At 36.3% G+C, this 21,995-nt stretch carries 18 protein-coding genes; 17 read left to right on the top strand and 1 reads right to left on the bottom strand.

All coding sequences use genetic code 11. The features are described 5' to 3' along the window. Both rpe and AC2JF9_RS00440 read left to right on the top strand, forming a co-directional pair. On the top strand, window positions 1-648 hold the full coding sequence (gene rpe / locus AC2JF9_RS00435) for a ribulose-phosphate 3-epimerase (protein ID WP_500724687.1): 648 nt from the start codon (window positions 1-3) through the stop codon (window positions 646-648). Further along, window positions 648-1,334, top strand: a complete 687-nt coding sequence (locus tag AC2JF9_RS00440) for a thiamine diphosphokinase (protein ID WP_500724688.1) — start codon at window positions 648-650, stop codon at window positions 1,332-1,334. The genes rpe and AC2JF9_RS00440 overlap by 1 nt, the downstream gene beginning before the upstream one ends. Window positions 1,335-1,415: 81 nt before the next feature. Here the strand turns inward: AC2JF9_RS00440 and rpmB are convergent, their stop codons facing one another. Further along, on the bottom strand, window positions 1,416-1,601 hold the full coding sequence (rpmB, locus tag AC2JF9_RS00445) for a 50S ribosomal protein L28 (RefSeq protein ID WP_500724689.1): 186 nt from the start codon (window positions 1,599-1,601) through the stop codon (window positions 1,416-1,418). 166 nt (window positions 1,602-1,767) lie between these two features. Here rpmB and AC2JF9_RS00450 point away from each other — a divergent pair, with 166 nt between their 5' ends. The 15 genes from AC2JF9_RS00450 (at window position 1,768) to rnc (ending at window position 21,990) form a co-directional block, all read left to right on the top strand. Further along, window positions 1,768-2,130 carry an Asp23/Gls24 family envelope stress response protein gene (locus tag AC2JF9_RS00450; protein WP_500724690.1) on the top strand — a complete coding sequence of 121 codons (363 nt, stop codon included), beginning with the start codon at window positions 1,768-1,770 and terminating at the stop codon, window positions 2,128-2,130. 20 nt (window positions 2,131-2,150) lie between these two features. Continuing rightward, entirely contained in the window at window positions 2,151-3,809 is a 1,659-nt protein-coding gene (locus AC2JF9_RS00455; protein WP_500724692.1) for a DAK2 domain-containing protein, read from the top strand. 2 nt (window positions 3,810-3,811) lie between these two features. Continuing rightward, window positions 3,812-5,848: an ATP-dependent DNA helicase RecG gene (recG, locus tag AC2JF9_RS00460; protein WP_500724693.1), complete on the top strand. Its 2,037-nt coding sequence runs from the start codon at window positions 3,812-3,814 to the stop codon at window positions 5,846-5,848. An 18-nt stretch (window positions 5,849-5,866) separates the two neighbouring features. Beyond that, window positions 5,867-6,865, top strand: a complete 999-nt coding sequence (gene plsX, locus AC2JF9_RS00465) for a phosphate acyltransferase PlsX (RefSeq protein ID WP_500724694.1) — start codon at window positions 5,867-5,869, stop codon at window positions 6,863-6,865. A 28-nt stretch (window positions 6,866-6,893) separates the two neighbouring features. Continuing rightward, window positions 6,894-7,136, top strand: a complete 243-nt coding sequence (gene acpP, locus AC2JF9_RS00470; protein WP_500724695.1) for an acyl carrier protein — start codon at window positions 6,894-6,896, stop codon at window positions 7,134-7,136. A 120-nt stretch (window positions 7,137-7,256) separates the two neighbouring features. Next, the gene (locus AC2JF9_RS00475) at window positions 7,257-8,273 is read left to right on the top strand and encodes an ABC transporter ATP-binding protein (protein WP_500724696.1); all 1,017 of its coding nucleotides are present in this window, start codon (window positions 7,257-7,259) and stop codon (window positions 8,271-8,273) included. Window positions 8,274-8,275: 2 nt separating this feature from the next. Further along, window positions 8,276-9,253 (top strand): ATP-binding cassette domain-containing protein, encoded by a 978-nt coding sequence (locus AC2JF9_RS00480; protein WP_500724697.1) that lies wholly within the window; start codon window positions 8,276-8,278, stop codon window positions 9,251-9,253. 3 nt (window positions 9,254-9,256) lie between these two features. After that, on the top strand, window positions 9,257-10,216 hold the full coding sequence (opp4B, locus tag AC2JF9_RS00485) for an oligopeptide ABC transporter permease (protein ID WP_500724698.1): 960 nt from the start codon (window positions 9,257-9,259) through the stop codon (window positions 10,214-10,216). A gap of 13 nt (window positions 10,217-10,229) precedes the next feature. Then, window positions 10,230-11,147, top strand: a complete 918-nt coding sequence (locus AC2JF9_RS00490; protein WP_500724699.1) for an ABC transporter permease — start codon at window positions 10,230-10,232, stop codon at window positions 11,145-11,147. A gap of 290 nt (window positions 11,148-11,437) precedes the next feature. After that, a complete protein-coding gene (locus AC2JF9_RS00495) occupies window positions 11,438-13,210 on the top strand; it encodes an oligopeptide ABC transporter substrate-binding protein (protein ID WP_500724700.1) in 1,773 nt (590 codons plus the stop codon). A gap of 126 nt (window positions 13,211-13,336) precedes the next feature. Continuing rightward, window positions 13,337-15,112, top strand: coding sequence for an oligopeptide ABC transporter substrate-binding protein (locus AC2JF9_RS00500; RefSeq protein WP_500724702.1), 1,776 nt, complete (start codon window positions 13,337-13,339; stop codon window positions 15,110-15,112). A gap of 181 nt (window positions 15,113-15,293) precedes the next feature. After that, a complete protein-coding gene (locus AC2JF9_RS00505; RefSeq protein WP_500724703.1) occupies window positions 15,294-17,051 on the top strand; it encodes an oligopeptide ABC transporter substrate-binding protein in 1,758 nt (585 codons plus the stop codon). Window positions 17,052-17,444: 393 nt separating this feature from the next. Then, window positions 17,445-19,208, top strand: a complete 1,764-nt coding sequence (locus tag AC2JF9_RS00510; RefSeq protein WP_500724704.1) for an oligopeptide ABC transporter substrate-binding protein — start codon at window positions 17,445-17,447, stop codon at window positions 19,206-19,208. 192 nt (window positions 19,209-19,400) lie between these two features. After that, window positions 19,401-21,179 carry an oligopeptide ABC transporter substrate-binding protein gene (locus tag AC2JF9_RS00515; protein WP_500724705.1) on the top strand — a complete coding sequence of 593 codons (1,779 nt, stop codon included), beginning with the start codon at window positions 19,401-19,403 and terminating at the stop codon, window positions 21,177-21,179. A gap of 124 nt (window positions 21,180-21,303) precedes the next feature. Next, a complete protein-coding gene (rnc, locus tag AC2JF9_RS00520; protein ID WP_500724706.1) occupies window positions 21,304-21,990 on the top strand; it encodes a ribonuclease III in 687 nt (228 codons plus the stop codon). Window positions 21,991-21,995: the final 5 nt, after the last annotated feature.

Below are 21,995 nucleotides of genomic sequence, written 5' to 3' on the forward strand. Positions count from 1 at the left end.
ATGATTGCACCTTCAATTTTAAACATAAATAATTTGAACTTAAAACCAGATATTAAAACGGCTGCAGATGCTGGTATTAGCCGCTTTCATATTGATATCATGGACGGTCATTTTGTACCTAATTTATCTTTTGGCCCACAATTAGTTAGCGATTTTAAACTCCAATTTCCTAGCCTAGAGGCTGAAGTTCATTTAATGAGCAACAATCCCGATGATATGGTACCCGCTTTTGTTGAAGCAGGAGCAGAGATTATGTTATTGCATTATGAAGCAATGGCAGAAGATCAACTTAATAAGTGGATTGATTTTTTGCATAGTAAAAGTGTTAAAGCCGGAATTGTCCTTAATCCGGACACTCCAGCTACAGTTTTAGCTAAGTTCTCTTCAAAAATTGATCAAGTGCTTATTATGTCAGTTTATCCTGGATTTGGCGGTCAAAAGTTTATTCCTGAAACTTGCGACAAAATCAGAGAAGTTACCGAATTACTTGGTGATAAAATTCCAGTTGAAGTTGATGGCGGAATCAATAGTGAAACTGCAAAATTAACTAGAGATGCAGGGGCTAGTATTTTTGTCGCTGGTTCATATCTTTTCTGTAAAGAAAGCATTTCTAATCAAATTGCGGAATTATCGGAGATTTTAAAATAATGAGATCTTTTGCCCTTTTGGGGGCGCCCAAAACTAGCTGGCCGCTTAATCTTCCAAATCAGTTAAAACAAGCCCAGTCTGAAGGTGAAATCTTAATTGGAGTAGACCGAGGAAGCTTACTCTTAAAAGAAATGGGGCTTGCTGCTAACTTAGCAGTAGGTGATTTTGACTCACTAAAAAAAAGCGAGCTGTTTCAAGTTGAAAAAGCAGTACCTGATGTTCGTTATTCAGTTCCCGAAAAAGACCTAACTGATACTGAACTTGCACTCTGGTATGCTTTTGAGGATTATCAGGTAGAATTTTTAACTTTAGTTGGTGCAACTGGAGGTCGACTTGATCATTTTCTAGCTAATTTATTTATGGTATTGAAACCTGAATTTAGGCAGTATGCGGAAAAACTAGCAATTATGGATCAACAAAATCTGATTCGCTTCTTCAATGCCGGTAAGCACACGGTTAAAAAAATGCGAGAATATAACTATTTTGGGGTGATTTCACTTACTGCTATTGAAGGGTTGAACATTTCAGGAGCTAAATATAATCTTGGAAATTATTCCAATACTAATCCTGTTTCGTTGAGTTCGAATGAATTCTTGCCTAATCAGGATACTTTTAAACTCTCTTTTAAAAAAGGACTTGTTGCTGTTATTCAATCAAGAGATATTATTCGTTATCCAAATATTTAAAAAAGCCGCCTTTCAATTGCGAAAAGTGGCTTTTTTAAATAAAAAACCGGCAAAGCTAACTTTGCCAGTTCTTATACGTTATTACGCACGAGTTACTTTACCAGACTTTAAAGTCTTAGTTGAAACCCATACACGTTTTGGTTTACCGTCAACAAGAATACGAACTTTTTGAAGGTTTGGCTTCCACGTACGACGTGTTGAATTCAACGAGTGCGAACGTGTATTACCAAAAGTGGTCTTTTTACCAGTTATATAATCTTTTGCCATTTGCTAAACCTCCTTTATTTGTGTTTTCATACTAGCTTAAGATAGCATAACTTCCAGCTCTTTGCAACTAGAAAAGTATTTTTTATAAAGGGAATTTTGTATTTATACTTGATTACTATGATAAAATAGATTCATAATATCGAGAACAATGATTCGGAGGATAAACATGGCTGTTAAAATCAAAACAAAAGATGGTTTGATTGATATTTCAAACGGAGTAATTGCAATTGTCGTTGGTAGCGCAGCTACATCTAATTATGGTGTTGTTGGAATGGCGTCAAAGAATGCAATTCGCGATGGCTTTGATGGAATTCTTAATCGAGCAAATTACAAGCGTGGCGTTGTCGTTAAGTCAGAAGATAATAAAATTACGGTTGATGTTTATATTATTGTTGGTTATGGTCTGAAAATTTCAGAAGTTAGCCGCAACGTACAAACCAGTGTTAAATTCAACTTAAAGAATCAGCTTGGAATTAATACTAAATCAGTTAATGTCATCGTTCAAAGTGTTAAAGTGCTTGACGAATAACTCAGGCGGAGGGAAGAATATTGGTTTTAAAGGAAATAGACAGTAAAAAGTTTAGAGATATGGTTCGTGTGGCTACGCACCGGCTTGGTCGTAACGCAGAGTTTATAAACTCTTTGAACGTTTTTCCAGTTCCAGATGGTGATACCGGAACTAACATGAACTTAACTATTGAAAGTGGAGCAAAGGCTGTTGCCGAAAATCCTAGTTCAAACGTTGGCGATTTAACTGAAAGTTTAGCCAAAGGGATGCTTATGGGTGCTCGTGGCAACAGTGGTGTTATTTCCTCTCAGCTTTTTAGAGGTATCTATAAAGCCACTCAGGGTATGAAAACTTTGAATGCTCAAGAGTTAGCCAATGCTTTTTCCAATGGTGTAGCTACAGCTTATAAGGCAGTAATGAAGCCCGTTGAAGGAACTATCTTAACGGTTGCTCGGGTTGCTGCCCAAGAAGGTGCTAACAAGGCTAATGAAACAGATGATGTTGAAGAGGTAATGCAAGCAATTGTTGAAGGTGCAAAAGCTTCTTTAAAAACAACTCCTGATTTACTTCCAGTTTTAAAACAAGTTGGCGTTGTTGACTCTGGTGGTCAAGGGCTACTATTCATTTACGAAGGTTTTCTCGAAGGTCTCCTTGGTGAAAACTATGCGGATCGTTATCAGCCAGATGAAGGTGAAATGGACGAGATGATTAATGCCATGCACCATCAATCTGTTCAATCTCAACTTGCAACGCAAGATATTGCCAATGGTTACTGTACTGAAATTATGGTTGACCTGACAGCTGATATTCCAAAGAAAAAATCGTTTGAACTTGAAGAATTTAGAGAACATTTATCAAAATTAGGCGATTCACTTTTAGCTGTTTCCGATGACGAAGTTGCTAAAGTGCACGTTCACACCGAGCATCCAGGTGAAATCTTTAAATACGGTAGTGAATTCGGCCAATTAGGTAAAATCAAAATTGATAATATGCGTATTCAGCATGAGACAATTGTTAATAACAGCGAAGAAGAGCAGGAAAGTGTTGAATTTGCAGTAATCGCGGTCGCCTCTGGTAATGGTATTCGTAAAATGCTGGAGAGTGAAGGTGTAAACCGAATTATTTCAGGTGGTCAAACGATGAACCCTTCTACTCAAGACATTATTGATGCCATTAAAAAGTCTGGTGCAAAAAAGGCAATTGTTTTACCAAATAATGGCAATATTGTTATGGCTGCTAAACAAGCTGCCGAGGTTAGTGATATTCCAGTTGGAATAGTTCCTACCAAAACAATTTCTCAAGGATTAACGGCTATGCTTTCTTTTGATGCAGATGAATCAATTGAAGAAAACGTTGAAAGCATGACTGATGCACTCGAAGATGTTGTATCAGGGGAGGTCACCCAAGCTAATCGTGACACCACGATTGATGGTGTTGAAATTCATGAAAATGACTATCTCGGTATTATTGACGGTGATATTAAAGTGGCTGAATCCGACTTGATTAAATCAACTGTTGATATGGTTGAAAAAATGCTCGATGAAGATTCTGAAATCATTACTGTTATGTTTGGTCGTGATTCTAATAAAGAAGAAGCCCAACAGGTTGTGAGTGCTCTTGAAGCCAAGCATGATGATCTTGAATTTGAAATTCATAATGGCGGACAACCTGTCTACAATTTCCTAATTTCCGTAGAATAAAAATGGATGCTAACAAAGTATTTGCTCCTGTTACCAATATTAAAGGTGTGGGAACGAAAACTGCAGCAGCTCTTGGTAGTTTAGGAATTTATAGCATTTATGACTTACTATTTTATTTTCCTTATCGCTATGACGAGCTCCAAACAATACCATTAGATCAGATCATGGATGGTCAAAAGGTAATGTTAAAGGGGATTGTGGCTACTGAGGCTTTTATCAGTCGTTTTGGCTATAAAAAAAGCCGTCTTAGTTTTAAAATTCGAATCGACCATGATGTTGTCATGGTCAATTTTTTTAATCAACCGTGGCTCAAAGATAAAATTGAAATTGGTAAAGAAATAGCAGTTTACGGAAAGTACAATGTGTCAAGACAGAGTTTGTCTGGTTTTAAATTTATTGCTGAAAAAGAAAATGATAGTGGCATGGCTCCGATATATTCGGTTAATCGTCATATTCGGCAGAAAAAACTGGTTGAGTTGATTGATTTAGCTCTGACAGATTATTTGCCAGAAGTTGAGGATGTGGTACCGCTAGCGGTTCGACAAGAATATCGTTTATTACCGGAAAAAGATATTATCATTCAAATGCATCATCCTAAAAATGGTCGTGAAGAAGAACTAGCTAAAAGAAGTGCTATTTTTCGTGAGTTTTTCATTTTTCAGACAGAATTGGCGCAGCTTACGCAGTTCAATTCTAAGACTAAAGGTATTACCAAAAAATATGATTTGCAGGAAATATCTAAGTTAACAAAAGAATTGCCATTTGAATTATCAGACGACCAAAAGCAAGTAATCAATGAGATTTTCGCTGATATCCATTCTTTAAAGCAAATGAACCGCCTTTTGCAAGGTGATGTTGGTTCAGGGAAGACGATTGTGGCAATTTATGTCACTTTTGCGGCAATTACTGCTGGCTATCAAGTTGCCTTGATGGTACCAACAGAGATTCTAGCGACACAACATTTTAGAAAAGTTGATGATCTATTACGTCCTCTTGGTGTTCGAACTGCGCTTTTAACTGGAACAACAAAAACGTTGGAGCGTCGTGAAATATATAAGGAATTAACCGACGGAACTATCAATGTTGTTATCGGAACGCATGCCTTAATTCAGCCTAAAGTGATTTTTAAAAATCTTGGTTTAGTAATTATAGATGAACAACATCGTTTCGGCGTTGGTCAACGTCAAGCTTTAATTAATAAGGGAAACGTTCCTGATGTTTTAACTATGACCGCTACACCAATACCTAGAACTTTGGCTTTGACGATTTATGGTGATACTACTGTTTCAGAAATACGGCATTTACCAGCTGGGCGAAAAAAAATAAAGTCTTTTTGGAAAACAAGCAGTCAAACAGACGAAGTGTATCGTTTAATGCATGAGCAACTTGATCAAGGTTTTCAAATATATGCTGTGACGCCGCTCATAACTGAATCAGAAGCGCTTGATTTAAAAAATGCCGAAGAACTCTTTGAAAAATTGAGTCATGATTTTCCAGACCAGGAAGTTGCTTTATTGCATGGCCAAATGCCAGGTGCCCAAAAAGATGAAATTATGGGTAAATTCGCCGAAGGTAAAATTGATATTTTAGTTGCAACTAGTGTGATTGAGGTTGGGGTTGATGTTACCAATGCCAATATGATGGTTATTTACAATGCAGATCGCTTTGGTATCAGTCAATTGCACCAACTTCGTGGACGGATTGGACGTGGCAGTACCCAAAGCTATTGTATTTTTCTGGCTGATCCTAAGACAGAAGCCGGTAAATCACGTATGCAGGTCATTGCTGCAACAACAGATGGTTTTAAGTTAGCTGAAGAGGATTTAAAAATGCGTGGCGAGGGTGATTTATTTGGCAAAGCACAATCTGGATTACCTGAATTCCAAGTTGGCAACGTTGTTAATAACTATGAAACAATGGTTGTTGCTCAACAAGTAGCAAAAAACTTAGTGTCAAATGATCCAGAATTAAATAATCCAGTGCATAAAAACTTAAAACAAGTGCTAAAATATAAACAATTACAGCAAGAGCGTACTTAGAAAAGATTGTGGTGACAAATGAGAACAATTGCAGTTGATGCAATGGGTGGTGAAAACGCCCCTGAAGCTATCGTCCAAGCCGTTTTACAGGCAAAGGCTGAATTATCAGAAACCAAATTTATTTTATTTGGTGATCAAAAGAAAATAAGTAATTTAGTTGGCTCTGATCACGAACGGATAGAAATAGTTGCTACTTCAGAAATTATTAATGACGAAGATGAACCTGTTAAAGCAATTCGAACAAAGAAGGATTCCTCACTTGTCGTTGCTGCGCAATTTGTGAAGCAAGGCAAAGCAGATGCATTATTATCTTTAGGTAATACGGGATCACTTCTTGCTTGTGGTATTTTTATCATTGGACGGATTAAAGGGGTTGCTCGTCCAGGTTTTATGCCGACTTTACCGGTTAAGAATTCAGATGATGGTTTTAACCTGATTGATGCGGGCGCTAATGCAAAAAGTAAGCCGGAATATATTTTAAACTGGGCAAAAATGGCTTCCTATTATGCTGAAAAAGTTCGCGGGATTAAAAATCCGCGCGTTGCACTTTTAAATAACGGTTCAGAAAGCGACAAGGGTGATGATGTTCACCAAGCAGCTTATCAGCTATTGCTTGATAGCAAGCTGAATTTTGTCGGTAATATTGAAGGAAATGAACTTTTAGATGGTAAGGCCGATGTTATTGCAACTGATGGCTTTACTGGTAATGCAGTATTAAAAAACATTGAGGGAACCTCTTCGGTGTTAATTCACTTGCTGAAAGACAGTTTGCTAAATAATGGTTTTTTAGTTAAAATTGGTGCTTTATTAATAAAAAACGCCTTGAAGGGATTGATTTCAAAATTTGATGTAGATAAGTATGGCGGAGCAGTTTTGTTAGGTGTTGACGCACCAGTAGTTAAGACACATGGTCGTTCAGACCAGCGGGCAGTTTATTTCACAATTAAACAGGTTGATAAAATTATCGAAGAGAAGATTATTGACGAGTTTAGAGCTGAATTTGCCACTGACAAATAAGTTTTACTAAAGAATATAAGGAGAAAAAATGACTGAAGAAGAGATTTTTACCAAAATAAGAGACATTTTGGCTGATAATTTTGAAGTTGATAAGGATAAAATAACCAAAGAAACAAACTTCACTAGTGATTTGGACGCTGATTCCATTGACTTGGTTGAGTTCATTTTGCAACTAGAAGATGAGTTCGGCGCCGAGATTTCTGATGAAGACGCAGAAGAGATAAAAACGGTTGGTGATGCAGTTAATTACGTTGCAGCTCATCAAAAATAATTTCTAAAAAACTGATTTGGCATTTGCAAGTAGTTGATTTGATGTATATAATTAGAAATTAAATAAATTTATTAAGTATCTTTAATAAACTTATTGAAGATTTGAGAGGGGAAATGACCTTTGGAAAGACAAAGTGATCTCTTGCTAGATATTCAGCATTTGCATACTGCATACCGTTTACAAGGAAAATTTTATGATGCTGCAGATGATATCAACATAACACTGAAGCGTAATGAAATTTTATCGGTTGTGGGCGAATCTGGCTGTGGCAAGAGTACAATAGCCGCAAGTATTATTGGTTTGTATGACCATAAGAATACGAAAGTAACTGGGGATATTCTGTATAATGAATTGAACCTTGTAGGGTTGAATGAGTCTTTATTTGACAAAATCCGGGGAAACAAAATTGGAATGATTTTTCAAGATCCGCTTGCCAGTTTAAACCCTCTAATGCGAGTTGGTGACCAAGTTGCTGAAACTCTTTATTATCACACTGATATGAATGAAAAAGAGCGTCATGCGCGTGTTATTGAGTTATTCAACCAAGTTGGCATGCCCAAGCCTGAAGAAACATACGCGATGTATTCTTTCGAATTATCAGGTGGGTTACGTCAGCGTATTGTTATTGCGATGGCAATTGCATGTAAGCCAGAAATAATTATTGCTGATGAGCCAACAACTGCTTTGGATGTTACTATTCAAGCTCAGATTTTGGACTTGCTTGAAGATATTCAACGTCAGTCTCACTCGGGTATTATTTTAATTACTCACGATTTGGGTGTTGTTGCTGAAACTGCTGATCAGGTAGCTGTTATGTACGCTGGTCAAGTTGTTGAAAAAGCGGATGTGAAGACGATTTTTGAACATCCACTTCATCCATATACTCGTTCACTTCTGAATTCAATGCCTCAGTCTGAGGATGAAGACGAAGAAGATTTACATGTTATTCAAGGAACAGTTCCTTCATTACAAAATATGCCGCGCGAAGGTGATCGTTTTGCCGCTAGAATTCCTTGGATTCCTGCTAGTGCACACGAAAAAGATCCAGTAATGCATGAAGCTGAGCCAGGACATTGGGTAAGATGTTCATGCTGGAAAACGTTCCACTTTCAAGATGAAGAAGCTAGTGGGGAGTAATTATGGCTAAAGAAATTATTCAAGTTAAAAATTTAAAGGTTCACTACCCAATTAGGTCTGGCTTTTGGAACAGAATTACTGATTATGTGCGTGCAGTCGATGACGTCAGTATCACCATTAACGAAGGTGAAACGTATGGCTTGATTGGCGAGTCTGGATCGGGTAAATCAACGACTGGTAAAGCCATTGTCGGTGTTGAACCTGTAACTAGTGGTCACATCATTTATAAAGATGTTGATATTACTAAATCGAAGAACCGTAGAAAATTGCAGTACAACAAAGATGTTCAGATGATTTTCCAGGACTCAATGTCAAGTTTGAATCCGAGAAAACGTATTGAAGACATCATTGCTGAACCAATTCGTAATTTTGAAAATTTAACTACAGATCAAGAGCGTGATCGGGTCCAAGAATTATTGGATATTGTTGGCATGCCTAGCGATTCCATTTATAAATTCCCTCACGAGTTCTCAGGTGGTCAAAGACAAAGAATTGGTGTTGCTCGTGCGGTTGCAACAAATCCAAGGCTAATTGTTGCCGATGAGCCAACAAGTGCTTTGGACTTGTCGGTTCAGGCTCAAGTCCTGAACTTCATGAAGCATATTCAACAACAATATAACATTGCTTATTTGTTCATTTCACATGATTTAGGTGTTGTTAAACACATGTCAGAGAACTTGGCAATCATGCACCGGGGCCGACTGGTAGAACTTGGAACGCGTGATGATATATACAATCATCCAATGCATATTTATACTAAACGACTACTATCTGCTATTCCTGTAGTTGACGTTGAACACAGGGAAGAACACAAGAAGCATAGAGAAGAAGTTGAACGAGAATTTCAGAATGATCAAAGTAAATGGTATGACAAGGATGGTCGCGTCTTCCCGTTGCAAAAGGTATCTGAAAAACACTTGGTTGCGCTGCCTAAAGATGAAATTAGGCAGGAAGAGTTAAATGAGAAAGAGAGGGACTAGAAAATGTGGAAAACAGTCTTAAGACGTATATTAATCATGATCCCTCAATTGATAATTCTGAGTATCTTGGTTTTCTTCTTAGCTAAAATGATGCCTGGGGATCCATTTAGTGGTCAGATTAATCCAAATACCGATGCTAAGCAGCTTGAAGCTTTAAAGCGAGCAGCAGGTTTATACGATCCGGTTCCTGTTCAGTATGGTCGCTGGGTTGGAAACTTGTTTAAAGGTGACTTGGGAACTAGTTACATTCAACATGTTCCCGTAACTTCTTTAATTGCTGACCGTGCCGTTAATACTTTTTGGCTATCATTGTTCTCAACAATTGTTAGTTATTCAATCGCTATTCCTCTTGGTGTCACTGCTGGTCGTCACCAGGATGAATGGCAAGATCAGGCCGTTCAAATTTTTAACTACATTACTTTTGCAGTCCCACCATTTGTATTCTACATTCTAGGTATTTGGCTATTTGGCTTTACCCTAGGTTGGTTCCCAATTTCTGGCTCTGTTTCGCCAAATGCTTCCGGTTTCTGGGGGACACTTGGGAGTCAAATTTACCATATTATCTTACCGGGTTGTTTGGTTGCCTTGATTACAACAACTTCAGTTGTTCAGTACTTAAGAACAGGTATTGTTGATAATAAGGTTGAAGACTACGTCCGTACGGCTCACAGTAAAGGTGTTCCAGAAAACGTTGTGTTCCGCAAGCATATTTTACGTAACTCTTTATTACCAATTGCTTCTTCATTTGGTACTGTTATAACAGGACTTTTGAGTGGTTCAATGATTGTTGAATCGGTATTTAGTTACCCTGGAATGGGTAAATTGTTCCTTGATTCAATTGGGCAACGTGACTATACAACTTTAACAGCATTGATTTTGATTTTCGGTTTGCTAACTCTACTTGGTAATCTTTTGTCAGATATTATCATGAGTATTGTTGACCCAAGAATTAGAATTAAATAAGGGGAGGAAAGAAATGTCTGAAAAGAAACAAAATACTTCTGCCAAAGAAACTAAGGAAAAAATTTCTTCACCTGCCTCAAGTTTTAGGGTCATTGCTCGAGAAATCGTTAAAGATAAAGTTGCGCTAACTGCATTTATTGTCATTGTTTTAGTCCTATTGTTCACTTTTGGCGGATCGCTATTCTTAAATCCTGAAAAGGTAACCGAGATTAATATTATTGATGCCTATAATGGTTGGGGAATGAATGGTCACCTGCTTGGAACAGATGATGGTGGTCATGATATCGTCAACTTGCTAATTATGGGTGGTCGTAATTCCATTTTAATTGGACTTGGTGTGACGGTTATTTGTGAGACTGTTGGTTTACTAGTAGGTCTTATTTCTGGTTATTATGGTGGTTATATTGACGCTGTTATAATGAGAATAGTTGACTTTGTTCAGGTCTTGCCAGCAATGCCAATCGAAATTGTTTTGGTCAGTGTTATTCCAAACTATACACCAGCTAATTTAGTAGGAATTATCTCCCTTTTTGGATGGACGAATACCGCAAGATATTTTAGGGCTTTTGTTTTATCACAAAGAGGCAGAGACTATGTTCTTGCTTCAAAAACTTCAGGTTCTTCTGATATTAAAATAATGTTCCGTGAAGTTTTACCAAACATTACATCAATGATAATCATTGATGTTGTCTTAACACTTGCTGGAAATATTGGAATTGAAACTACACTAGAATTTATTGGTTACGGTTTGCCGCCAACAATACCATCTCTTGGTACCTTGATTGGCTTTGCCAATGACCCGGTTAACGTTATCAATAGACCATGGTTATGGCTTCCTGCTACTGTTATGCTGTTAGCTATATCATTAAGTGTTAACTATGTTGGTCGTGCTTTGCAGCGTGCTGGTGACGCAAGGCAAAGAGAAAACTAAATATTTTTCAAAAACGGTTCTGCTGAAGTCAGCAGAACCGTTTTTATTTTCGAAAAATTCTATTTTAACTTGATTCGAAAAATTCTATTTTAACTTGATAGGGTGGTTTTTCAAAAGTGAACTAAATTTCATAGTAGATTGCTGAACGCGTTGCTTAATTAATTTTCAGCTCTAAAAAACAATACAATTATATATTTATTATTAAAAGGAGAATATCATTAATAAATATGATATTATTTAATCATAAACTAATTAAGCTGTTAATTTTTTACAAAAAGGAGTACAGCACAATGAAAGAGTTAAAACGAATTAGTTCGCTAGTAATTATTGGCTTAGCCTCGCTAGTTTTAGTGGCGTGTGGTAAAGGAGAATCAAGTAACAATTCCGATGATGCTAAAACTGCCAGTAAATTTCCTGATTCTATGCCTAAGAAAGCTGCAAAACAAGGTGGAACCGTCAAGGTAGCAGTTGAAACGGATACGCCATTTACGGGTATTTTTTCAGACCAATTAGCAGTTACTTCTATTGACGCTCAAATTGCCTCTCCAGGCGCTGAATCACTATTTGATACAGATGATTATCATAAAATAAATGATAAAGGTCCTGCTACAATAAAAATTGATCAAAAAAATAAGACCATTGCAGTTACAGTAAAAAAAGGGGTAAAGTGGTCAGATGGAAAGCAGGTAACGGCAAAAGATTTGGCGTACCCTTATGAAATTCTAGGTAACAAAAAAACGAATGCACAAAGATATTCTTCGAAGCTTGAAGTTCTCGAAGGTATGAAAGATTACCACGAGGGCAAAGCAAAAACTATTTCAGGAATCGAACTGCCGAATGGTGAAAATGGTCGCACTATGATTTTACATTTCACGTCAATGACACCTGGAATGTCCTTTAGTGGCAACGATTATTATTTAGAATCTGCGGCTCCATATCATTACTTAAAAGATGTACCTTTTAATAAACTTGAGTCTTCCGATAAAATCAGAAAGAACCCGCTTTATTACGGACCATTTAAATTGACTAAAGTGGTACGTGGTCAGTCCGTTACCTGGGAACCTAACAAATACTATTGGCGTGGAAAGCCAAAATTAAATAAGATAGTGTATCAAGTGGTATCGCCAAATTCGGCATCTCAAGCAATTAAGTCTCATAAGTTTGATGTAATTGCAGTTGTTAATTCGCAATGGAAAGAGGTCAAGAATACCAAAGAAGTAAAATTTATTGCTCAGATCCCTCTGTATTATAGCTATTTAGGTTTTAAAGTTGGAAAATGGGATGCTGAAAAAGGCAAAAATGTCATGAATCCAAATAGTAAAATGAATAATAAGTCATTAAGACAAGCTATTGGGTATGCAATGAACATAGAAGCAGTTAATAAGCGCTATACCAATGGACTGAGTTTTCAAATTCCAACTTTGATACCTAAGCAATTTGGCGATGTTTATAACAATGATGTTAAGGGCTTTACATACAATTTAAAAAAAGCAAATGAGCTTTTAGACAAAGCAGGATATAAGAAAAAAGGCAAGTGGCGTGTACAACCAAATGGCAAACCATTAAAAATTAATCTTTTGGCAAAGTCTGGTAATGATACAGATGAACCGATAATTCAGAACTATATCCAACAATGGCATAAGATAGGACTCAACGTTAATTTGCTTAATGGGCGTTTGACAGAAATGAACTCTTTTTATGATAAAGTTATGCATGACGACCAATCAGTAGATATGTTTATGGCCGCATGGGGCTTGTCAAATGAGCCATCTCCTAATGGCCTGTATAGTGAAGGCGGTCCAGCTAATTACACTAGGTTTGTAACTCCAGAAAACAATAAATTGATTGAAGAAATTGATTCGCAAAAAGCGTTTAACCATAAGTATCGGGTTGAAAAGTTCCACGAATGGCAAAAATACATGCTTGATCAAGCATATGTCATTCCTATGTCCAATGCATATAAAATCAATGCGGTAAATGATAAATTAACTGGTTACTCCTTAAAACCATCAGAATCTAATAATGATCATCCATTATGGTATCAAGTTGGATTTGCTAGATAATTAAAATTAGTTAATATAACATTAGCGAATAATTAAAATAATTGTTTATTATTTTTAATTATTATGCTAATATTCTAATTATTAACTTGTTTCAGAAGTCAGTGAGTGAATAAGGAGATTCCTAACATGAAAAAATCTAAACTATTTAGTTCAATTGGAGTAGTCAGTGTAACCGCCTTAGCTTTAGTCGCATGTGGAAAGAGCGGGAATACTGAAAGTAATAATGACAATTCCAAATCAGCCAGCAAATTTCCGCAAGCAATGCCAAAAAAAGAAGCCAAACAAGGTGGAACATTAAAAGTTGCACTTGAAACGGATTCACCTTTTACAGGAATTTTTTCAGATGAATTATCGATGACTGCAATTGATGGTTATGTTTCTTCACCCGGAGAGGAATCATTATTTGATACAGATGATAATTATCGAATTAATGATAAAGGGGCAGCTACGTTAAAACTTGACAAAAAAAGCAAGACTGTAACAATTACGGTTAAAAAGGGTGTTAAGTGGTCTGATGGCAAACAGGTAACTGCTAAGGATATGGAATATTCATATGAAATAATGGCTAATAAAGCTACCAAATCCGAAAGATATACTAGCCAGTTTGATTACATCAAGGGTATGAAAGAATATCACGAAGGCAAAGCCAAGACAATTTCAGGAATTGAAATGCCAGATGGCGAAAATGGTCGTGTAATGGTATTACACTATAAAGAGCTGAAACCAGGAATGTACAATTCCGGAAACGGTTATTTCTGGGAAAGTGCAGCTCCTTATCATTACCTTAAAAACGTACCCTTTAGTAAGTTACAATCTTCTGACGAAGTTAGAAAGAAACCGGTGTACTTTGGACCGTTTGAGCTTACTAAATTAGTACGTGGTCAATCAGCTACTTGGACTCCAAATAAGTACTACTGGCGAGGTAAGCCTAAGCTAGACAAAATTGTCTACCAAGTTGTTTCTACTAAATCTGCTTCGCAAGCGATTAAGAGCCATAAATTTGATGTGGCAGCTGTAATAAATGCCCAGTGGAAAGAAGTAAAAGATACCAAAGATGTTAAATTTGTGGCACAAATTCCATTGGCATATAGCTATTTAGGATTTAAAGTAGGTAAATGGGATGCAAAAACGAGTAAGAATGTGATGAATCCTAATGCCAAAATGAACAATAAGGCTTTGCGTCAAGCTATTGGCTATGCTATGAATGCTCAAGAAGTTAATCAGCATTACACTAGTGGCTTAACTTTCCAAGTACCAACTCTTATTCCGGCACAATTTGGTGATTACTATAATAAAAATGTAAAGGGATTCCATTATGATCTTAAAAAAGCTAACCAAATCTTGGATAAAGCTGGTTTTAAAAAGAAAGGCAAATGGCGCACCCAACCTAACGGTAAACCACTTAAAATAAACTTCTTAGCTAAAAGCAAAGATCCTACAGATGGACCAATTATTCAGAATTATCTTCAACAGTGGCATAAGATTGGATTAAATGTACAGCTGGTTGGCGGTCGATTGACTGAATTTAATTCATTTTATGATAAGGTTCAGCACGATGATCCTGGCGTTGATATGTTTATGGCAGGATGGAATTTATCCACCGAACCCTCTCCAGCAGCTCTATATGAAGAGGGAGCTCCATCAAACTATACTCGTTTTGTAACACCTGAAAACACTAAGCTCATGAGTGCAATGGATTCTGAAAAATCATTTGATCATAAGTACCGTGTCGAACAGTTCCATAAGTGGCAAGAGTATATGTTTGATCAAGCTTATGTAATTCCAACTACTAATAGCTATAATATCTACGCTGTTAATAGCAAAATTACAGGTTATTCGTTGAAACCGTCTGAAAATAATAACTCACACCAGCTGTGGTATCAAGTTGGTTACGTTAAATAGCAACAAAAGTCCTCATTTTAATGAGGGCTTTTTTGTAAAAGTAATTATTTTTGTGACTCAGTATATAATAAATGAGTATAAAATTAAATAATTAGTTATTTTTTAAAAATATGTGTTATAATTTAATCATTAACTTGTTTCAAAGTGCCATCTATAATAATACAAAAAGGAGTTGTTGAATATGAATAAAGCAAGAATTTTTGGATCAGTAGGTATGGTGTCCATTGCTGCATTAACATTAGTAGCTTGTGGTAAAAGTGGTGCCAACACGAACGATTCTAAAAAAGCAAGCAAGTTCCCAACTGAAGTTCCTAAAAAAGAAACTAAACAAGGTGGAACGGTTAAATTTGCTATAGAAGCAAATTCACCTTTTACTGGCATCTTTGCTAGTGAATTATCTACCACCAAAATAGATTCTGATGTTGCTTCTCCTGGTCAAGAGGCATTATTTGATACAGATGATAGTTATAAGATCATCAATAGTGGACCAGCATCTTTTAAAATTGACAAGAGCGCTAAAACTATTACGATTACCGTCAAAAAAGGCGTAAAATGGTCTGATGGTAAACAAGTAACGGCTAAGGATATGGAATACCCTTATGAAATTATAGCTAACAAGGATGCGAAATCGGTGAGATACACCGCTTCCCTTGCGGCTATCAAAGGGATGAAAGAATATCATGAAGGCAAAGCAAAAACAATTTCTGGAATAGAATTACCAGACGGCGAAAATGGTCGTACCATGGTTCTTCATTATGATGAACTAAAGCCCGGTATGTATAACAGCGGTAACGGTTATTTCTGGGAAGGGGCTGAGCCATATCATTACTTAAAAGATGTACCTTTTAGTAAGCTCGAGTCTTCAGATAAAATTAGAAAGAACCCAATGTTCTTTGGACCATATAAACTAAGTAAACTTGTTCGTGGCCAATCCGCTACTTGGGTACCTAATGAGTATTACTGGCGTGGTAAGCCAAAACTAGACAAGATTGTTTGTCAAGTTGTGTCGTTAAATTCAGCATCTCAGGCAATTAAGAGCCAGAAATTTGATGTAGCTGCTGTAGTTAACTCCCAATGGAAGCAAGTAAAAGACACCAAGGATACTACATTTGTAGCAAAGATTCCACTATCATATTCTTACTTAGGATTCAAAGTTGGTAAGTGGGATGCTAAGACTAACAAGAATGTAATGGATTCTAAGGCAAAGATGAATAATAAGTCATTGCGGCAAGCTATGGCTTATGCAATGAATATTGATGATGTTAACAAGAAGTACACTGGTGGACTGAATTTCCATATACCAACATTAATTCCTGCACCATTTGGCGACTACTTTGATAAGAATGTTAAAGGATATACTTATAACTTAAAGAAGGCCAATCAACTATTAGATAAAGCTGGTTATAAGAAGAAAGGGAAGTGGCGTGTTCAACCAAATGGTAAGCCTTTGAAGATTAAAGTCTTAGTCAGTGAAGGTGATCCAATTAAAGAACCAACCATTCAAAATTTCATTCAACAATGGGCGAAAATTGGTTTAAATGTTAACCTTGTGGGTGGTCGACTATCTGAGTTCAACTCTTATATCCAGAAACTAGAAAATGATGCGCCAGGAATTGATATGTTCTGGGGAGCATGGAGCTTATCAAGTGAGCCGTCTCCTGCTGATTTATATAATGAAGGTGCACCATTCAACTTCGAACGCTTCGTAACACCTGAGAATACAGAATTACTTAACAATATTGACTCGCAAAAAGCCTTTGACCATAAATATCGAGTAGAGCAATTCCACAAGTGGCAAGAATACATGAATGATCAAGCATATGTAATACCTATGAATAATTCTTATGAAATTACTGCTGTAAACAGTAAGTTAACCGGATATTCAGTGAAGCCATCACATTCCAACTACATTTGGTATCCAGTTGCTTACGCAAAATAAATCAGATAATAAAAAACTCGGATGTATCCGAGTTTTTTTAATGTAAGGCCATGTTTTAGACTTTTAGTAGATGTTATTTCGGTCAATACCCAAAAGTTACTTTTAAGAATTTAAGGATTTTAAAAGATATAAATAGGGGAAGTCAAAATCAAAGCTAAAGACGTACGAAAATAGCAATTTTTATCAATAAATGTTATTAAGTTATTGATACTAAATTGCCTGATTTTATTTATTTTTCTAAACCGATAAAACTAAAAGATTATGTAGCTAAGTATATAATAAATGAATATAAAATTAAATAGTTAGTTTATTTATTTAATACTATGTGTTATTATTTAATTATTAACTTGTTCCAGAACATCACCCATGTAATATGAGAAGGAGTTATTGAATATGAATAAGAAAAAAATTTGGGGATCTATAGGTGTGGTATCTGCTGCTGCGTTAACTTTAGTGGCTTGCGGTAAAAGTGGTAATACTGCCAACACAGACGATTCTAAAAAAGCAAGCAAGTTCCCAACTGAAGTTCCTAAAAAAGAAACTAAACAAGGTGGAACAGTTAAATATGCTATAGAAGCAAATTCACCTTTTACTGGCATCTTTGCTGGTGAATTATCTACCACTAAAACGGATACGGATGTTGCTTCTCCTGGTCAAGAAGCATTATTTGACACAGATGATAGCTATAAGATTATCAATAGTGGACCAGCAACTTTTAAAATTGATAAGAGCGCTAAAACTATTACGATTACCGTCAAAAAAGGCGTAAAATGGTCTGATGGTAAACAAGTAACGGCTAAGGATATGGAATACCCTTATGAAATTATAGCTAATAAGGATACGAAATCACAAAGATACACTAGTTCCCTTGCAACTATCAAAGGGATGAAAGAATATCATGAAGGCAAAGCAAAAACAATTTCTGGAATAGAATTACCAGACGGCGAAAATGGTCGTACCATGGTTCTTCATTATGATGAACTAAAGCCCGGTATGTATAACAGCGGTAACGGTTATTTCTGGGAAGGGGCTGAGCCATATCATTACTTAAAAGATGTACCTTTTAGTAAGCTCGAGTCTTCAGATAAAATTAGAAAGAGCCCACTGTTTTTTGGACCATACAAACTAAGTAAACTTGTTCGTGGCCAATCTGCTACTTGGGTACCTAATGAGTATTACTGGCGTGGTAAGCCAAAACTAGACAAGATTGTTTGTCAAGTTGTGTCGTTAAATTCAGCATCTCAGGCAATTAAGAGCCAGAAATTTGATGTAGCTGCTGTAGTTAACTCCCAATGGAAGCAAGTAAAAGACACCAAGGATACTACATTTGTAGCAAAGATTCCACTATCATATTCTTACTTAGGATTCAAAGTTGGTAAGTGGGATGCTAAGACTAACAAGAATGTAATGGATTCTAAGGCAAAGATGAATAATAAGTCATTGCGGCAAGCTATGGCTTATGCAATGAATATTGATGATGTTAACAAGAAGTACACTGGTGGACTGAATTTCCATATACCAACATTAATTCCTGCACCATTTGGCGACTACTTTGATAAGAATGTTAAAGGATATACTTATAACTTAAAGAAGGCCAATCAACTATTAGATAAAGCTGGTTATAAGAAGAAAGGGAAGTGGCGTGTTCAACCAAATGGTAAGCCTTTGAAGATTAAAGTCTTAGTCAGTGAAGGTGATCCAATTAAAGAACCAACCATTCAAAATTTCATTCAACAATGGGCGAAAATTGGTTTAAATGTTAGCCTTGTGGGTGGTCGACTATCTGAGTTCAATTCATATGTACAAAAACTACAAGGTGATGCGCCAGGAATTGATATGTTCTGGGGAGCATGGAGCTTATCAAGTGAGCCGTCTCCTGCTGATTTATATAGTGAAGGTGCACCATTCAATATGGAACGTTTCGTAACACCAGAAAATACAGAATTACTTAACAATATTGACTCGCAAAAAGCCTTTGACCATAAATATCGAGTAGATCAATTCCACAAGTGGCAAGAATACATGAATGATCAAGCATATGTAATACCTATGAATAATTCTTATGAAATTACTGCTGTAAACAGTAAGTTAACCGGATATTCAGTGAAGCCATCACATTCCAACTACATTTGGTATCCAGTTGCTTACGCGAAATAAATCAGATAATAAAAAAACTCGGATATATCCGAGTTTTTTTATGTTCGTCTCATTAATATACATAATGATAAAAAACACTTAAATAAAAATTAATTTCCTGGTTGCATATCCCATTTAAAATGATATCATTTATTTGTTAACTTGTTTCGAGAATTTAATTCAAATTTCAATTAAGAAGGAGAATCTCGATTTATGAAAAAAGGTAAAATTTTAGGGTCTATAGGAACTGTTACTGCTGCTGCATTAACTTTAGTAGCTTGCGGTAAGAGCAATAGTACTAATAGTGGCAATAACGAAAGTGCTAAAACAGCCAGCAAGTTCCCAGCTCAAATGCCAGTTAAAACTTCCAAGCAAGGTGGAACTCTTAAGATAGCTGAAGAAACAGATACACCGTTTATTGGTATCTTTAACGAAGAACTGCAAATGAGTCAACCTGATGCGGATGTATCCAGTCCAGGTCAAGAATCATTATTTGATACTGATGATCACTATAAGATTAATGATAAAGGTGCTGCTACTTTAAAACTTGATCAGAAAGCAAAAACTGCCACAATTACCATTAAAAAAGGTGTTAAATGGTCTGATGGTAAGCAAGTAACCGCTAAAGATGTTGAATTTGCATATGAGATTATTGCTAATAAAGCAACTAAATCTCAGCGTTATGCTTCACAGTTTAACATCATCAATGGTATGGAAGAATATCATGAAGGTAAAGCCAAGACTATTTCTGGAATTGAAATGCCTGATGGTGAAGACGGACGAGTTGTTGTATTGCACTGCAAGGAATTGAAGCCTGGTATGTACTACAGTGGTAACGGCTATATTTGGGAAAATGCTGCACCGTACCATTACTTAAAGGATATTCCATTTTCAAAGCTGGAAGCTTCTGACCAAGTTAGAAAGAAGCCTTTGTACTTTGGACCATACCAAGTTCAAAAAATTAACCGTGGTCAATCTGTTACTTGGGTCCCTAATAAGTATTACTGGCGTGGTAAACCAAAACTAGATAAGATTGTTTACCAAGTTATTTCTCAGAATTCCGCTTCGCAAGCAATTAAGAGTCATAAGTTTGATATCGCACGTGTAGTAAACAGTCAATGGAAGCAAGTAAAGAATACTAAAGATGTTACTTTTGTTGCTCAGGTTCCGTTAGCTTATCGTTACTTAGCTTTCAAAGTTGGTAAATGGGATGCTAAGACTTCTAAGAACGTAATGGATCCAAAAGCTAAAATGGGTGATAAATCATTGCGTCAAGCTATGGCATATGCAATGAACACTGATCAAGTATACAAGCATTATACAGATGGTTTAAGTTTCCAAATTCCAACTTTAATTCCTGCCCAATTTGGTGATTATTTCGATAAGAGTAATAAGGGCTATACTTATAATATTAAAAAGGCTAACCAAATCTTAGATAAGGCTGGGTATAAGAAGAAGGGCAAGTGGCGTACTACGCCAGAAGGCAAACCGCTTAAGATTAACTTCTTAGCAATGTCTGGCCAATCAATTAATGAGCCAATTGTGCAAAACTTTATCCAACAATGGGCGAAGATTGGTTTGAATGTTAAACTAGTTGGTGGTCGTTTAACAGAGTTCAACTCTTTCTACGACAAAGTTCAACATGATGATCCTAAAGTTGATGTGTTCTTGGCTGGCTGGAGCCTATCATCCGAACCTTCACAAGAACAAATGTACAGTGAAGGTACGATGTCTAACTACTCTCGTTTTGTAACTGCTAAGAATACAAAGCTAATTAAGGAAATGGATTCTCAAAAGGCCTTTGATCATAAATATCGTGTAGACAAGTTCCATGAATGGCAAGACTACATGACTGATGAAGCATATGTTGTTCCAACATACAACGAATATCAAATTGATGCTGTTAATAGCAAGTTGACTGGCTATTCTCTGAAACCTTCACAACAAAATAATAATCACCAATTATGGTATCAAGTCGGCTTCGCTAAATAAAAAGTGAATATCTACTTATATTAGTAAATAAGAAAACTATTGCATTTATATTGTGTAATAGTTTTCTTTTTCATTTTTAAAGAAAAAAACTGGTATAATCTAAAGAGGTAAAGGGGCTGAACAGATGGTTAGTACAAAGTTTATTAATCAATTAAAATCGAAATATAAAATTAAATTTGATAACCCAAAACTATTAGAAGAAGCTTTCACGCACTCATCGTATGCCAATGAGCATCCTAATGATGGGGTACGCGATTATGAAAAACTGGAATTTTTAGGGGACGCAGTGCTTGAACTGGCAATTTCAGATTATTTATATCGCAATTTTTCGCAATTAAATGAAGGCGAATTAACTAGAATGAGATCAAATATCGTTGATACCGAAGGGTTTGCTGAATTTGCTAAACAATTTGGTTTTCCTGATGAAATCAATCTTGGTCGCGGCGAAGAAAAAGCTGGAGCACGTTCACGCAAAACACTTTTAGAAGATATTTTTGAAGCATTTAATGGTGCATTATTCCTTGACCAAGGAATGAGTGCGGTCGAACACTTTTTGAGTTTAACCGTTTTTCCGTTAATTGATGCAGGTAAGTTTGATGCTTCTCGCGATTATAAAACTGATTTGCAAGAGTTCTTGCAACAAGACGGTCCTGTAAAAATTGAATATGAAGTACTTAAAGAAGAACAAATGCCATCAAATTTTACGGTTCAGCTTGTTGTTAATGGTAAAATAATGACTCAGGGAAAAGGTCATAATAAAAAGGCTGCTGAACAAGAAGCAGCCAAAGCTGCCTTGAATAAGCTCAACTAGGGGGA

This window comes from Lactobacillus sp. C449L (assembly GCF_059900815.1).